Genomic DNA, 12,875 nt, shown 5'->3' with positions numbered 1-12,875 from the left:
CCTCAACGTCGCGTAGCTCATTCAACGGGGAGGGGGCTTGACGATGCCCGTCGTCGTCAGCGATGCCGAGGTTACCCTGGCCGATGTTCTCTCACTTCGGCTGGCCGTCGACGAACCTCTGGCCGACGGCACCGAACTGGTCCTGCGTAACCGGGCCACCACGGTCGAGAGCCGGGTGCCGCTGGGCACGCCGGACGCACAGGTGCGCGAGGCGGAGCTGGCGGTCTCGCTCGCGCCGCTCGAACTCGGTCCCGGCCGCTGGGACACCTACCTGCAACAGGGCGCGGCGCGCACGCGGCTGCGCAGCGTCGATCCCGGATTCTCCCTCGACCACCTCGACGCGTACGCGCTGAGCCGCCGCACCCTGGCCTACCGCGCCTACCGGACCCGCAACGGTTTCCTCGCCCTGAAGGTCGACGACGCCCGGCCGGCGGCCGAGGTCCGTTCCGTCTGGTTCAGGGAGGGTCGCTTCGAGGTCACCGGGCTGCTCGCCTTCACCGGCCTCGACGACGACGAGGCGCGGCACGAGGCGAGGCTCGCCCTGCGCCGCAGCCGGCCCGACGCGGAGCTGACCTCCGTTGCAACGGTCCAGGGTGTGCGCTTCCACGCCGCGCTCTCGCTGTGCGACGTGCTCGCCGCCGCCCCCGACCAGACCGGCACCTGGGAGCCCTCGCTGGAGGTGCGCGGCGTGGCCACGCCGCTCCGCCTGGGCTCCCGGCTGGACGACGTCGACGGCAAACGCCGCCGCCTGCACTACCCCGCCGCGCGGATCGACGGCGTGCCGATCCGGCCCTGCTACACGGCGGACGACGAGCTCAGGATCGAGGTCGGCGGGTGAGGATCTGCCTGCTCACCCCCTCCGTCTACGGCATGCGCGGTGACGTCCGCTCGATCGTCAACCTCGCGGGGGAGCTGGCACGACATCACGAGGTCGAGATCATCAGCGTCCGCCGCCACCGGGAGAAACCGTTCTTCCCGGTGGCGTCCGGCGTGAGGCTCTCCTGGGTGGTCGACGCCCAGCCCGGGGTCAGATACCTGCTTCCGCGGGGCCAGATGCGCACCGAGGTCGCCCTCTGGCGGCGGCTGCGCGGGCTGCGGGCCGACGTGCTGATCAGCACCCGGCCGGGGCTGAGCGTCCAGGTGGCCAGGCACGCGCCGCGCGACGTCACGCGGATCGCCCGCGAGTGGGGCCGGCCGCCGGTGCCGGGGCCGATCAGGAAGTTCTACCCGCGCCTGGACGCGGTCGCCGCCGCCACCGAGACGAGCCGGGAGGAGTGGGACCGGCTGCTGGAGGGGAACGTCCAGGTGACCACGATCCCGGACGCGCTGCCCGCCGGGCCGTGGCCGCGCTCGCGGATGGACAACCGCATCGTCGCCGCGGGCGGGCGCCTGGTGCCGGTGAAGGCCCACGACCGGCTGATCCGCGCGTTCGCCGTCGTCGCGGGCAAGCGCCCCGACTGGCGGCTGCGGCTGTACGGCGGGGGTCCCGAGGAGAAACGCCTGCGCGCCCTCGTCGGCGACCTGGACCTGCACAACCACGTCTACTTCATGGGGACGACCTCCGACCTGACCGGCGAGTTCGCCAAGGCGTCGATCGTGGCGACGACCTCCAGGACGGAGGTGCTCGGGATGACCGTGATCGAGGCGATGGCCAGCGGGGTGCCGGTGATCGCGTTCGACGGCCCCCGGGGGCCGGGCGAGTTCGTGGCCGACGGTCGGAACGGGGTGCTGGTCCCCGAGGGGCCCGAGGGGGAGGACGAGATCGAGGCGTACGCGTCCGCGCTGCTCGCGCTCATCGACGACGAGCGGCGGCGCAGGGAGCTGGCCGCGGGCGCCCTGGAGGTCGCGGCGGGCCACGGCGCGGCCTCGGTGGCCGACCGCTGGGAGAAACTGATCGCGGCCGCGTCCCATCGCGCCTGACACCGGTACCGTTGGGACATGCATGGGTACAGCGGTGACAAGCAGGCTTATCTGACCCGGTTGCGGCGCATCGAGGGGCAGATCAGGGGCCTGCAGCGGATGGTCGAAGAGGATGCCTACTGCATCGACGTGCTGACCCAGGTCTCGGCCGCCACGCGGGCGCTCCAGGCGGTGGCGCTCGGCCTGCTAGAGGACCACATCGGGCACTGCGTCGCCGACGCCATCAGCACCGGGGGGCCGGAGGCGGAGGAGAAGGTGAAGGAGGCCTCGGCCGCGATCGCCCGTCTCGTCCGTTCGTGACTAGTCACATGACTATCTTTTCCGACCACGTCCCGGACCCCGTTGGAGGGTCCGGGACCAGGTCTTGGAAACGGTTCTTCCCGAGGCCTCAGCAAACAGCCGAAGCACTCAATCCGAGCGCGTTGTCGAGCTCCACCAAGGTGAGGGGCCGTTCGCTGATCGCGACGGCGGACAGCACCTCGGCATAGAGCGCGATCTCGTCCAACGCGACACGGTCGTGGACCCTAGAGTCCAGGTCGTCGTGCCCCACCGCGTCGTCCTTCCTTCCGCAGCCCACACCCACTTCGAGGTTACGGCGGGCGGTCATCGGTGCCCATGGCCCATCGGGACCATTCCTCGCCCCGCCCGTCACATCCTCAAGGAGGATCATTTCCCGTTTAGGAGATCACAATTCAGCTAATTGTCTGATGCGTAGGGGGGTAGAAGGATATAGGGAGAGTAAGGATGAAATAACTGTATTTGTGGTTTAGGTATACCGACGCGTGTCAGAAGTGACGGGGGTACGTTCCCGATACGCCGGGGACGGGATCGTCGCGCTCGTGCGTGAGCCGGTGCACCACCGCGGAGGCCGTCGCGAACCCGCGCTCCGGTATCTCGGTCCCCGTGAGGCGGCACCACGCGAGCCCGGTGGCGTAGGCGGCGCCGAGCAGGGCCGCCGCCGCGGCCCGGTCCGGCGGGTGGAGCGCCGAGGGCAGCTCCCCCGAACGCGGCCAGCACCCCCGCAGCGGGTGCGAGGCGTCGGTGAGCACCACGTGGAGGATGTGCCGCAGCTCGGGGTCCAGCCACGGGTAGAGGGCGTCGGCCGCCCTGGGCGCGACGCCCGACAGGTCGGCGGCGAGCAGCGAGGCGGCCACCGCCCTGGGGTCGGCGCCCATCGGGGCGAGGAAGCCCAGCGCCTGGACCAGGTCGTAGACCGCGTGCTGGAAGTACTCCCCGGGCGAGCTGTCGGGCAGCGTCAGGTGGGACGGGCAGCGCGAGAGCCACGCGTGCCGCAGGGCCTCGTCCCCCCGGTGGGCCACGGCGGGGTCCTGGCAGGCCCGGCGGAGCAGCGGCTCGACCATGGACAGCAGGGCGTCGGCCCTCGGCCTGAACCTCGGGTCCTCGCGCACCACGGCGGCGGTGTCGGCCATCAGCGCGACCAGCCGCAGGCCCGCCTCGGGGTGCCCGGCCCTGACCCGCTCGCCGTACAGCGCGACCAGGTCGTCCAGCGAGGTGGGCGGCAGCCAGCGGACCCACTCGTCACCGGGCAGCGGGCGGGCCAGGAACTCCCCGAACATCGACAGCAGCACCTCGTTGCCGTCGAAGGCCGGGGCGTAGGCGCACCACATGAGCGTGCCCCAGATCGCGGCGACGGGACTGGCCACCTCCCTGGCGAAGAGCTCGGCGAACGGCCCGGTGATCGGGAAGTCCTCCCTGCGCCTGCCGCGCTGGGCGATCACCAGCTCGCGGACCCGCTCGGTGATCTCGTACGGCACGTCGGGGCCGACGAACCCCTGGACCGACCCCCGGTCGGCGACGAGGTCGGCACCGGACGGCACCAGGTGCGGCATGATCATCGAGGTGACGTCGACCACGTGCGCCGCGGCGCGGAAGCCGCGGTCGGCGGGGGGAGCGGTCAGGTACCAGCGGCCGTCGGCGGGATCCTGGCGGTACCACCGGGCGTGGGCGCCGAACAGCCAGCGCCCGCCGTCCGGGGTGCCCAGCGTGCGCCGCGCGATGGCCTGGGCGCGCGCGAGCGGCGGCAGCGCAACCCACCGGTGGTCGGCGACCATGGTCCGCACGTCGTTCTCGATGGCGTCGAACCCGTCCCACTGCCACGCGCCGGTCATCGGCATTCCGGGGCGATGTCCCCTGGCCTGCGCCACGGGCGGGATGCCCCTGCCTCCCTTCGGTCAAGGTCGTGCAGGCCCCGCGATCCCCCGATGGGGCCTGGCACGATCGTAAGGCCCTCCCCGCCGACGCGTCGGGGCGCGTCCGGTGCGGCCCGGGGCCGGGAAACCCGAAAACGTCCGGGCACCTGGGCGTCCGGAGCTTCTGGATCTTCCGAGTTTCCGGACGTCCGGTCGTCCGGGGCCTTCAGGCCGGAGGGAGCGCGGTCGCGGCCCGGTGGCGGGCCGCCTTGGCGATGTAGCCGTCCGGTGTGCGGGCGAACGAGTCGCGGTCGTCGTCGGTGAGCTCACGGACGATCTTCCCGGGGACGCCCGCGACGAGCACCCCCGCCGGGATCCGCTTGCCGGGGCCCACCAGGGCGCCCGCCGCGATCAGCGATCCCGCGCCGATCCTGGCGCCGCCGAGCACGATCGCGCCGATGCCCACGAGCGCGCCGGTCTCCACGTGGGCCCCGTGCACCATGGCCTTGTGGCCGAGGCTCACCCGGGGCTCCAGCACGGCCGGCTCGCCGGGGTCGGAGTGCAGGCAGCACAGGTCCTGGATGTTGCACTCCTCCCCGACCTCGACGTCCTCGTCGTCTCCGCGCAGGACCGAGCCGTACCAGACGTTCGCGGCGCGGCCCAGCCGTACCCTCCCGACGACCACCGCTCCGGGGGCGATGTAGGCGTCCGGATGGATCCGGGGGACCGCGTCGCCGTCAAGGGCGGCGATGTAGGGCGTGGCGTTCATGAGGATGATGGTACGAGGGGGCGATCTGCCCGGTATTTCCGCAAGCAGGTCGGGCGTTCCGGTTGCGGACTTGGGCAGTAAGCAGGAAAGTCGTCTCCTGACGTCTCCTTTCCCGCCACACGACCTCCACGGGCAGTGCCATGACAAACCAGCACGAGAGCTTTCCCGACCTGATGCATGAGGACTCGTTCGAGGTCGTCATGCGCGGCTACAGCCGTCGTCAGGTTCACGACTACATGGACCGCCACCGCCACCAGATCCGCGACCTGGAGGAGCGGCTCGGGCGCGCGATCGACCAGGCCGAGCAGGGCCGGGTCGAGCTGGCCGAGGCCCGCAGGAGGCTCTCCGACGCCCCGCAGGACTACGACGAGCTCGGCCAGAGGCTGAGCCAGATCCTGAAACTGGGCGAGGAGGAGGCCACCTCCAAGAAGCAGGTCGCCGAGGCGGAGGCGATCAAGCTCCGCGACGACGCGGCCGCGGAGGCCGAGCGGCTGATCACCTCCGCGCGCGACCGGGCCGAGGGCATCCTGAACGCCGCGCAGCAGGAGGCCGAGCGCCGGGTCGCCGAGGCCACCGCCGCCGCCGAGCAGATGCTCGCCCAGGCCGGCAACGACGCCGAGGAGACGCTCAACGCGGCCCGTGCCGAGTCCGAGGAGACCCTGCGCGGCGCCCGCACCGAGGCCGACCGGATGGTCACCTCGGCGAGGAGCGAGGCCGAGCGGACGGTCCAGGAGGCCCGCGCCGAGGCCGACTCCACGCTGAGCGCCGCCAGCGCCGAGGCGGAGGCGACCGTCCTCGCCGCCAACACCGACGCGCACTCCACGCTGTCGACGGCCCAGCAGCGCGCCGCCGCCCTGGACGAGACCACCGGCCGCCGGGTCGTCTACCTCACCGACACCCACCACGAGGTCATGCGCCGCCTGCACGAGATGGGCGCCGTCCTGGGGGACCTGCTCCACCGCGAGGGCGCGGCCGGACCGCTGGTCGACGAGAACTCCGTGCTGCCCCCGGCCCGGGTCCAGCCCGCGCTGGCCGCCCCGGTCACCCCGGCCGCCGATCCCGCCCCCGCTTCCCCCTCCGACTCCACCCCCGCTCCCACTCCCGGCTCCGCCTCCGGCTCCACCGAGGCTCCCGGCGACGTCCAGGGCGCACCCGCCGCGCCTGACGGCGCGGAGACGCCGTCGGGACAGGCCGGGCACGCCCCGCGGTCCGGGTCCGAGGACACGCGGGACACCGGCTACGACGGCTCGGCCGACCTGGAGTCCGTACGCGTGATCGTGGACGACGAGGCCCCCGCCAAGAGCGCGGCCGAGCGGCGCGACCGTTCCGGTGAGGCGCGTGCCGAGGCGTACGACGACACCACCGCCCTCGACACCGACACCGACCTTGGCCCGGCCACGGAGAAGGCCGGCAAGGCCGGTAAGGACGAGGAGAAGTACGCCGCCCCCAGGAGGAAGTAGGGGATCCGCCCCCGGAGACCGTGAAGCGGGTTCGTGCGGCCGTGGAGACGTCGCGCGTCACGGGTGGCGGAGTGGACCCGGGGTCGTTCGACGGGAGCGGCCCGAGGGGCGATGGACGCGGTCCCGCGGATCGGCGGGAGCGGTCCTAGAGGTGATGGGCGTGACCCCGGAGATCGACAGGAGCGGCCCGAGGGGCGATGGGCGTGGTCCCGCGGATCGGCGGGAGCGGTCCTAGAGGTGATGGGCGCGGCCCTCGAGATCGCGGGAGTGGCCCGGAGATCGGCGGGAGCCGTCCGGAGATCGAGCGGGAGTGGTCCGGCGACCGGTGGAAGTGGTGCGGAGACCAAGCGGAAGCCCCCGCCCCCGATAGGGTCGGGGACTTCCGCGATTGGGGGCCCGGCGCCGGGACCGCATCGGATCCGCTCATCCCGGCACCGGGCGGTCTTCAGGTGTCCGCTCTCGGCTCCGTGTCGCCGGAACGTTCCCGTTGGTCGAGTAGCTGCTCGCGCAGCCCTTCCGGATCGTCCGCGTCGATGGTCATCGCGCAGCCGACGTCACGCTGGGCGGAGGTCAGCGGGTGGTGGCGGGTGGCCCACCACCTGCCCGCGTCGCTCCGCCAGATCGTCCAGTCGGGGAACTCCCGGGCGATTTCAGCGAGATGTCGGTCGAAAGACATCTGTGCACCTTCCCCGCGCCCAGGCCCGCCTTTGCGACGTTCCACCTCTGACGGTGAGGCACTTCTCTAGAGAAATCAATGATCGCGGGGGACAGGTCAACCTATCGGTTGACGGATGGCCTTGATCTATGAGTCGAAGTCGTACTGAAGTACGTAAGAGGCGGCGTCGAGGATCATCTCGTTGACCTCGACGGCGACGCCGTCGGCGGTGCGGGCGACCCGGGCGATCACGATGACCGGGGTGCCCGCGGGCAGGTCAAGCTGGACGGTCTCGTGGGGATGGGGCATGCGGGCCTTGATCTCCTCGGTGAAGTGCGCCGGGGCGTGGCCGAGTTCGCCGAGGCGCGCGTAGACGCCCCCCGGGCCCGTGTCCTCTCTCGTGATCGCGGTTCCCTCCACCAGGGCGGCGGGAAAGTGGGAGACCGACAGCTGCACCGGCCGCTCGTCCACCGAGTAGCGCCGCCTGCGGACCCACACCTCGGGGCCGCCCAGCACCCGGGCGACGGCGTCCTCGGCGGTCTCCCGGTCGATGTACACCTCGTCCACGGTGTAGGGGCGCCCCCTGGTGTCGGAGTCCCAGATGGCCTCACCGCGTCCCCACTGGTCACGGGAGAGCCGCCGGGAGCCGTGCCGCCTGATGGGGCGGAACTGCCTGACGTACACCCCCGAGCCGCGTTTGGGGACGGCCAGTCCTTCGTTGATTAGTACGGACAGTGCCTGCCTGGCGGTGGCGCGGGCTATGCCGTGCCTCGCCATCAGGGCGTTCTCGCCCGGAAGCCGATCCCCGTCTCGGAGATCGCCGGACAGGATCGCTTCGCGAAGCCCGTCGGCGATGCGCCGATAGATCGGGGGCTCGGGAGGTACCGGGGACTGCTGCACGTTCGATCACCCTCTGTCACCAACCGGGTTTGGCGTCTCCAGAGAACTTGCCCCGCCTTGTCCACGATCGCACAGATACGGAGGTTGGTATCGTGCTTCTTTTGGGAGGATCGTGCCCGTGTGGCGATCTTAAAGAGTTTCTCCGGTCCGTTACCGTGGAACGGTCCCGGCCGGTATTCGGACGGCCCACCACCGGCGCGTGACGAGCGCGGCCAGCACGGCCCCCGCCGCGTTGACGATCACGTCGTCGACGGAGCTCACCCGTCCCAGGCGCAGGGCGTACTGGAGGACCTCCACGGTGAGCGACGCCCCGGCCGCGACGGCCGCGATCCGGGCGGGTGAGGCGAACCGCGCCGAACGGACCGGAAGCATGGCACCGAGCGCGGCGAAGACGAGAAGGTTGCCTCCGACCTGCACGAACGCCGCCTGTCCCGGCCCGTTGAGAGTCGCCCACAGGTCCGCGAACGGGACGAGGCTGACGCCCGAGACCCCCGCACCGGGGGTGAGGATCATCCAGATCCAGGGCGCCGTCCCGGCCACCGCGACCACGTCGGCCAGGGCGGTGCGCGCGGGAAAGGGGTGGCCGGCGCGGGTGCGGCGCAGGGTCAGCAGGCGGACGGCCACGACGGCCGCGGGGACCGCCAGGAAGGCCGCCAGAACGATGTTCCCCCACTGCTGCCACGCCTGGTGCATGAGGCAATGATCAACGATGCGGCGCGCGGAGGCCCACCCGGCGGCCTCCACGGGTACGAGAAGGTGACCTTCGAGTAAGGGCCGTTCTCATCCTCGGCGGCGCCGGGAAGGCGTCCGGGCGCGGGGAGGCGGGCGCGAGGGAGGGGCCGTCCGGCGCGTCCTCCCGGGGGCGAGGGCCGGAGGTGAGCCGTCGCGGACAAAGCATCTCCGGGCCGAGGGTGAGCCGTCGCGGACACGGCGTCTCCAGGACGGGGATCTCAGGGGAGGGAGGCCGGGGCGAGGTTGCGTCCCAGGAAGTGCACGGCCCGGTCCCAGGCGGCCCGCGCGGCCTCCGGGTCGTGGAACTGCGGGGCCTCGTGGTTGTGGAAGGCGTGCCCGGCCTCCTCGGCGACGTACACCTCGACGTTCGGCCGCCCGGCCGCGGCCTTCTCCACCACGGAGACCCGCTCTCGCGGGATGTAGGGGTCGGAGCCGCCGAACACGAGCAGCAGCGGGCAGGTGATCTTCTCCAACATGCCCGCCGCGTCGGGTACGGAGGATCCGTAGAACGACAGGACCGCGTCCACCTCGACCGTGGCCGCGAGCAGGTAGCCGATCGAGCCGCCCAGGCAGAACCCGACCACCCCAGCCCCGCCCTCCGCCTCGGGCAGCCCCCGCAGGTGCGTCAGGGCCACGGCCGAGTCGGCCACCCCGTGGGGGACGTCGAACGTGGAGACCATCTCGACCGACAGGTTCGTCCCGGCGTCGTCGTGGTCGGACACCCAGTTGGGCCGGATCCGCCAGAACAGGTCGGGGGCGCCGACGACGTACCCGAGCGCCGCCAGGTCCTCGGCCACCTTCCTGATGTACGGCCCCACCCCGTAGATCTCCTGGACCAGCAGGACGACCGGTCCCCGGCCGGACGGGGGCAGCCACAGGTGCAGGTCGAACGAGCCGTCGGCGACGGTGACCGTCTCGGTGCGAGCTTCCACGTGTTCCTCCTGCTGGCATATGGCGACGGGCGGGTGGTTGAGACGAGCGGGCAGTGAGTCGCATACCCGTCGAACGCGGACAGATGTGCGAGCGGGTACACGTCCTGCCCGTCAGATGGTCCTGGCCAGGGCGCGGGAGATGCCCAGCGCGGCGGCCTTGACGGCCGGGGCGAGCCGGGTGGGCTGGAAGCGGGCGAGCGGCACCGAGACGGACAGCGCGGCCACGGCCACGCCGTCGCCGAACACCGGGGCCGCGATGCACGCGCCGCCCAGCTGGGCCTCCTCCCGCTCGTAGGCCAGCCCCGCCGCCTGGATCTGGCCGATGGCCTCCTCCAGGCGCCGGGGGTCGACGATCGAGTGCGGGGTCAACCGGCGCAGCGGGCGGCCGAGGACCTCGTCGATCAGGTCGGGCCCCGAGTAGGCCAGCAGGGCCTTGCCGATCCCGGTGCAGGTCAGCGGGAGGCGCCCGCCGACGCGCGAGGGCAGCGCGAAGGTCTCCTGGCCGCGGATCTTCTCGACGTAGACGACGTCGAGGCCGTCGCGTACGCCCAGGTGGACGGTCTCGTGGGTCGCCTCGTAAAGGTCGTGCATGAAGGGCAGCGCCGCGTGTCTCAGGTCGCGCTCCAGGGGCACGATGCTCCCGAGCTCGAAGAGGCGGCGGCCTAGGTAGTAGCCGTCCGGGCGGCGGGTGATCGCGCCGATCGAGGTCAGCTCGGTGAGCAGCCGGAAGGCGGTGGTCTTGGGCAGGTGGCAGCGCTCGGCGACGTCGGCCAGCCGCAGCGGTCCTCCCGTGGGACGGAACGCGTCCAGCACGAGCCAGGATTTCTCCAGCACGGACAGCCGGTCGGGGTTCCGTTTCACGGAACGCATTCTTGCCTATGGGCCACTCACGGCTCTATACCCGTACATAGTGACCTTAAGGAGTACATCCCCGAGGAGCAGTCTTGTCTGACCAGGTGAACCACTTCATCGGTGGGGTGCCGGTCGCCGAGGGCGCGACGTTCACCACCCACGACCCGGTGACCGGCCTGCCGGTACGCGAGGTCCGTGAGGCGGACCGGGAGGTCGTCGGCAGGGCGGTGGCCGCCGCCCGCGCGGCCCTGCCAGGGTGGGCGGCGCTGCCGGTGGCGGAACGCGCCGCGTGGGCGCGCCGCCTCGCCGACGCGATCGAGGAGCGGTTCGAGGACCTGGTCGCGGCGGAGATCGCCGACACCGGCAAGTCGGTCACCCAGACCCGCACCCTGGACATCCCGCGCGGCGCCGCGAACTTCCGGTCGTTCGCCGAGATCGCGGCCCAGCACCCGGAGGACGCGTTCCACCTGACGGACGTGCTGAGCTACACCGTCCGCAAGCCCCTCGGCGTGGTCGCGGTGATCGTGCCGTGGAACCTGCCGTTCCTGCTCGCGACCTGGAAGCTCGGTCCCGCGCTCGTGGCGGGCAACACCGTGGTGGTCAAGCCCTCGGAGCACACGCCGGGCTCGGTCGCGGTGCTCGCGGAGATCGCCGCGTCGATCGGCCTGCCCCCCGGCGTCCTCAACGTCGTGAACGGCTTCGGCGGCGGCTCGACCGGCCAGTTCCTGGTGGAGCACCCGGGGGTGGACGCGGTCACCTTCACCGGCGAGAGCCGTACCGGATCGACGATCATGAAGGCGGTCGCGGACCGGGTCAAGCCCGTCTCGTTCGAACTGGGCGGCAAGAACGCCGGGCTCGTCTTCGCCGACGCCGACCTGGACGCGGCCGTCGAGGGGAGCGTGCGGTCGGTCTTCACCAACGGCGGCCAGGTCTGCCTGTGCACCGAGCGGCTCTACGTGCAGCGGCCCGTCTTCGAGGAGTTCACCGGGCGGCTGGCCGCGCGCGCCGGGGAGCTGCGGTTCGGCCGCCCCTCCGACGAGGACGCCACGATGATGCCGATGATCTCCGCCGAGCACCGGGACAAGGTGCTCTCCTACTACGAGCTGGCCAGGCACGAGGGCGCCGAGATCCGCGCCGGGGGCGGGGTGCCGCGCTTCGGCGACGACCGCGACGGCGGCTACTACGTCGAGCCGACCGTGCTGACCGGCCTGCCGCCCGGCTCGCGGGTGAACCGGGAGGAGATCTTCGGCCCGGTCTGCCACATCGCCCCCTTCGACACCGAGGCCGAGGCGGTCGGGCTCGCCAACGACAGCGAGTACGGCCTCGCGGCGACCGTCTGGACCTCGAACCTGAGCAGGGCCCACCGGGTCGCCAGGTCGCTGGAGGCCGGGCTGGTCTGGGTCAACACCTGGTACCTGCGCGACCTGCGCACCCCCTTCGGCGGGGTGAAGCTCTCCGGCATCGGCCGCGAGGGCGGTACGCGCTCACTGGACTTCTACTCCGAGCCCACCACGATCACCATCAAGCTGGAGCCTGGACATGACTGACGAGTGGAGCGAGGCCACCGACGTGCACGCGGAGGCGGCCGACCGGCTGCTGGAGGCGGCCAGGAGCGGCAAGCCGTGCGCCCCGGTGCGCGACACGCTGCCGAGCGGGAGCGCCGAGACCGGCTACGCCGTACAGGAGATCAACACCAGGCGGGCGCTGGACGAGGGCCGCAGGCTGGTCGGCAGGAAGATCGGGCTGACCTCCGAGGCGGTCCGGCGCCAGCTCGGCGTGGACCGGCCCGACTTCGGGATGCTCTTCGCCGACATGGCCTACCTCGACGGCCTGCCCGTGCCGACCGGCCGCTTCCTGCAGCCCAGGGTCGAGGCGGAGGTCGCGCTGGTCCTCGGCGGCGACCTGGAGGGCGGCCCGTTCACGGTCGCCGACGTCATCCGGGCGGTCGACTTCGCGCTCCCGGCGATCGAGATCGTCGACAGCCGCATCGCGGGGTGGGACATCGCGCTCGTCGACACGATCGCCGACAACGCCTCCAGCGGGGCGTTCGTCCTCGGCAACACCCCGGTGAGCCTGCGCGGCCTGGACCTGCGCCTGGCCGGGATGACCATGAACCGGCGCGGCCAGGAGGTCTCCACCGGCGCGGGCGCGGCCTGCCTCGGGCACCCGCTCAACGCCGCGGTCTGGCTGGCCGACGCGCTGGGCCGCACGGACTTCCCGCTGCTCGCCGGGGACGTCGTGCTCACCGGCGCGCTCGGCCCGATGGTCGACGTCGAGCCGGGCGACGCGTTCGAGGCCCACATCGAGGGCCTCGGCTCGGTCAGGACGGTGTTCTCGTGAAACAGGACGGTGTTCTCGTGAAGGCTGCCCGTGCTCGTTCTCTCGCGGGAGTCGTGAAAGCTCCCGGCGCTCGTTCTCTCGCGGAACTCGCGGAACTCGCGGAACTCGCGGCACTCGCGGAACTCGCGGCACTCGTGGAAGCGGGTCCTGTCGTGGGGGTTGTGA

The 12,875-nt window shown here is 72.1% G+C and carries 13 protein-coding genes; 6 read left to right on the top strand and 7 right to left on the bottom strand.

Translation table 11 applies throughout. The features are described from left to right. Nucleotides 1-43: 43 nt before the first annotated feature. Genes ABT053_RS27140 through ABT053_RS27130 form a run of 3 tightly spaced genes read left to right on the top strand, consistent with a single transcriptional unit; the run spans nt 44 to nt 2,220 of the window. Nucleotides 44-838 carry a hypothetical protein gene (locus ABT053_RS27140; RefSeq protein ID WP_350972573.1) on the top strand — a complete coding sequence of 265 codons (795 nt, stop codon included), beginning with the start codon at nt 44-46 and terminating at the stop codon, nt 836-838. After that, complete coding sequence (locus ABT053_RS27135) at nt 835-1,920, top strand: glycosyltransferase (protein ID WP_350972492.1); 1,086 nt, start codon at nt 835-837, stop codon at nt 1,918-1,920. Before ABT053_RS27140 ends, ABT053_RS27135 begins: the two co-directional genes overlap by 4 nt. An 18-nt stretch (nt 1,921-1,938) precedes the next feature. After that, nucleotides 1,939-2,220 (top strand): metal-sensitive transcriptional regulator, encoded by a 282-nt coding sequence (locus tag ABT053_RS27130; RefSeq protein WP_031157959.1) that lies wholly within the window; start codon nt 1,939-1,941, stop codon nt 2,218-2,220. Between the two features lie 485 nt (nt 2,221-2,705). Here the strand turns inward: ABT053_RS27130 and ABT053_RS27125 are convergent, their stop codons facing one another. Together ABT053_RS27125 and ABT053_RS27120 are read right to left on the bottom strand one after the other, a co-directional pair. Next, on the bottom strand, nt 2,706-4,049 hold the full coding sequence (locus ABT053_RS27125) for a hypothetical protein (protein WP_350972489.1): 1,344 nt from the start codon (nt 4,047-4,049) through the stop codon (nt 2,706-2,708). Between the two features lie 247 nt (nt 4,050-4,296). Further along, a complete protein-coding gene (locus ABT053_RS27120) occupies nt 4,297-4,839 on the bottom strand; it encodes a gamma carbonic anhydrase family protein (RefSeq protein ID WP_350972487.1) in 543 nt (180 codons plus the stop codon). 140 nt (nt 4,840-4,979) lie between these two features. Here ABT053_RS27120 and ABT053_RS27115 point away from each other — a divergent pair, with 140 nt between their 5' ends. After that, complete coding sequence (locus tag ABT053_RS27115) at nt 4,980-6,299, top strand: hypothetical protein (RefSeq protein WP_350972485.1); 1,320 nt, start codon at nt 4,980-4,982, stop codon at nt 6,297-6,299. A gap of 445 nt (nt 6,300-6,744) precedes the next feature. Here the strand turns inward: ABT053_RS27115 and ABT053_RS27110 are convergent, their stop codons facing one another. The 5 genes from ABT053_RS27110 to ABT053_RS27090 all read right to left on the bottom strand — a co-directional run bounded on the left by ABT053_RS27110 (nt 6,745) and on the right by ABT053_RS27090 (nt 10,388). Next, on the bottom strand, nt 6,745-6,975 hold the full coding sequence (locus ABT053_RS27110) for a hypothetical protein (RefSeq protein WP_344744038.1): 231 nt from the start codon (nt 6,973-6,975) through the stop codon (nt 6,745-6,747). 126 nt (nt 6,976-7,101) lie between these two features. Further along, nucleotides 7,102-7,854, bottom strand: coding sequence for a GntR family transcriptional regulator (locus ABT053_RS27105; protein WP_350972483.1), 753 nt, complete (start codon nt 7,852-7,854; stop codon nt 7,102-7,104). A gap of 150 nt (nt 7,855-8,004) precedes the next feature. Further along, entirely contained in the window at nt 8,005-8,547 is a 543-nt protein-coding gene (locus ABT053_RS27100) for a VanZ family protein (protein WP_350972482.1), read from the bottom strand. Nucleotides 8,548-8,804: 257 nt separating this feature from the next. Further along, nucleotides 8,805-9,518, bottom strand: coding sequence for a dienelactone hydrolase family protein (locus ABT053_RS27095; RefSeq protein ID WP_350972480.1), 714 nt, complete (start codon nt 9,516-9,518; stop codon nt 8,805-8,807). A gap of 111 nt (nt 9,519-9,629) precedes the next feature. Continuing rightward, nucleotides 9,630-10,388 (bottom strand): IclR family transcriptional regulator, encoded by a 759-nt coding sequence (locus ABT053_RS27090; protein ID WP_350972479.1) that lies wholly within the window; start codon nt 10,386-10,388, stop codon nt 9,630-9,632. Between the two features lie 74 nt (nt 10,389-10,462). Here ABT053_RS27090 and ABT053_RS27085 point away from each other — a divergent pair, with 74 nt between their 5' ends. Together ABT053_RS27085 and ABT053_RS27080 are read left to right on the top strand one after the other, a co-directional pair. Then, nucleotides 10,463-11,917 (top strand): 2-hydroxymuconic semialdehyde dehydrogenase, encoded by a 1,455-nt coding sequence (locus tag ABT053_RS27085; protein WP_350972476.1) that lies wholly within the window; start codon nt 10,463-10,465, stop codon nt 11,915-11,917. Next, on the top strand, nt 11,910-12,710 hold the full coding sequence (locus tag ABT053_RS27080) for a 2-keto-4-pentenoate hydratase (RefSeq protein WP_350972474.1): 801 nt from the start codon (nt 11,910-11,912) through the stop codon (nt 12,708-12,710). The genes ABT053_RS27085 and ABT053_RS27080 overlap by 8 nt, the downstream gene beginning before the upstream one ends. Nucleotides 12,711-12,875 lie beyond the last annotated feature (165 nt).

The sequence above is a fragment of the Streptosporangium sp. NPDC002524 genome (assembly GCF_040295985.1).
Lineage (GTDB): Bacteria > Actinomycetota > Actinomycetes > Streptosporangiales > Streptosporangiaceae > Streptosporangium.
This window is presented reverse-complemented; position numbering and strand designations above follow the sequence as displayed.

Bases quoted from the DNA above. Each gene is read 5' to 3' on its own strand.
- ABT053_RS27140 (WP_350972573.1), top strand. From the start codon at position 44: ATGCCCGTCGTCGTCAGCGATGCCGAGGTTACCCTGGCCGATGTTCTC.
- ABT053_RS27130 (WP_031157959.1), top strand. From the start codon at position 1,939: ATGCATGGGTACAGCGGTGACAAGCAGGCTTATCTGACCCGGTTGCGG.
- ABT053_RS27125 (WP_350972489.1), bottom strand. From the start codon at position 4,049: ATGACCGGCGCGTGGCAGTGGGACGGGTTCGACGCCATCGAGAACGAC.
- ABT053_RS27120 (WP_350972487.1), bottom strand. From the start codon at position 4,839: ATGAACGCCACGCCCTACATCGCCGCCCTTGACGGCGACGCGGTCCCC.
- ABT053_RS27115 (WP_350972485.1), top strand. From the start codon at position 4,980: ATGACAAACCAGCACGAGAGCTTTCCCGACCTGATGCATGAGGACTCG.
- ABT053_RS27110 (WP_344744038.1), bottom strand. From the start codon at position 6,975: ATGTCTTTCGACCGACATCTCGCTGAAATCGCCCGGGAGTTCCCCGAC.
- ABT053_RS27100 (WP_350972482.1), bottom strand. From the start codon at position 8,547: ATGCACCAGGCGTGGCAGCAGTGGGGGAACATCGTTCTGGCGGCCTTC.
- ABT053_RS27090 (WP_350972479.1), bottom strand. From the start codon at position 10,388: ATGCGTTCCGTGAAACGGAACCCCGACCGGCTGTCCGTGCTGGAGAAA.
- ABT053_RS27080 (WP_350972474.1), top strand. From the start codon at position 11,910: ATGACTGACGAGTGGAGCGAGGCCACCGACGTGCACGCGGAGGCGGCC.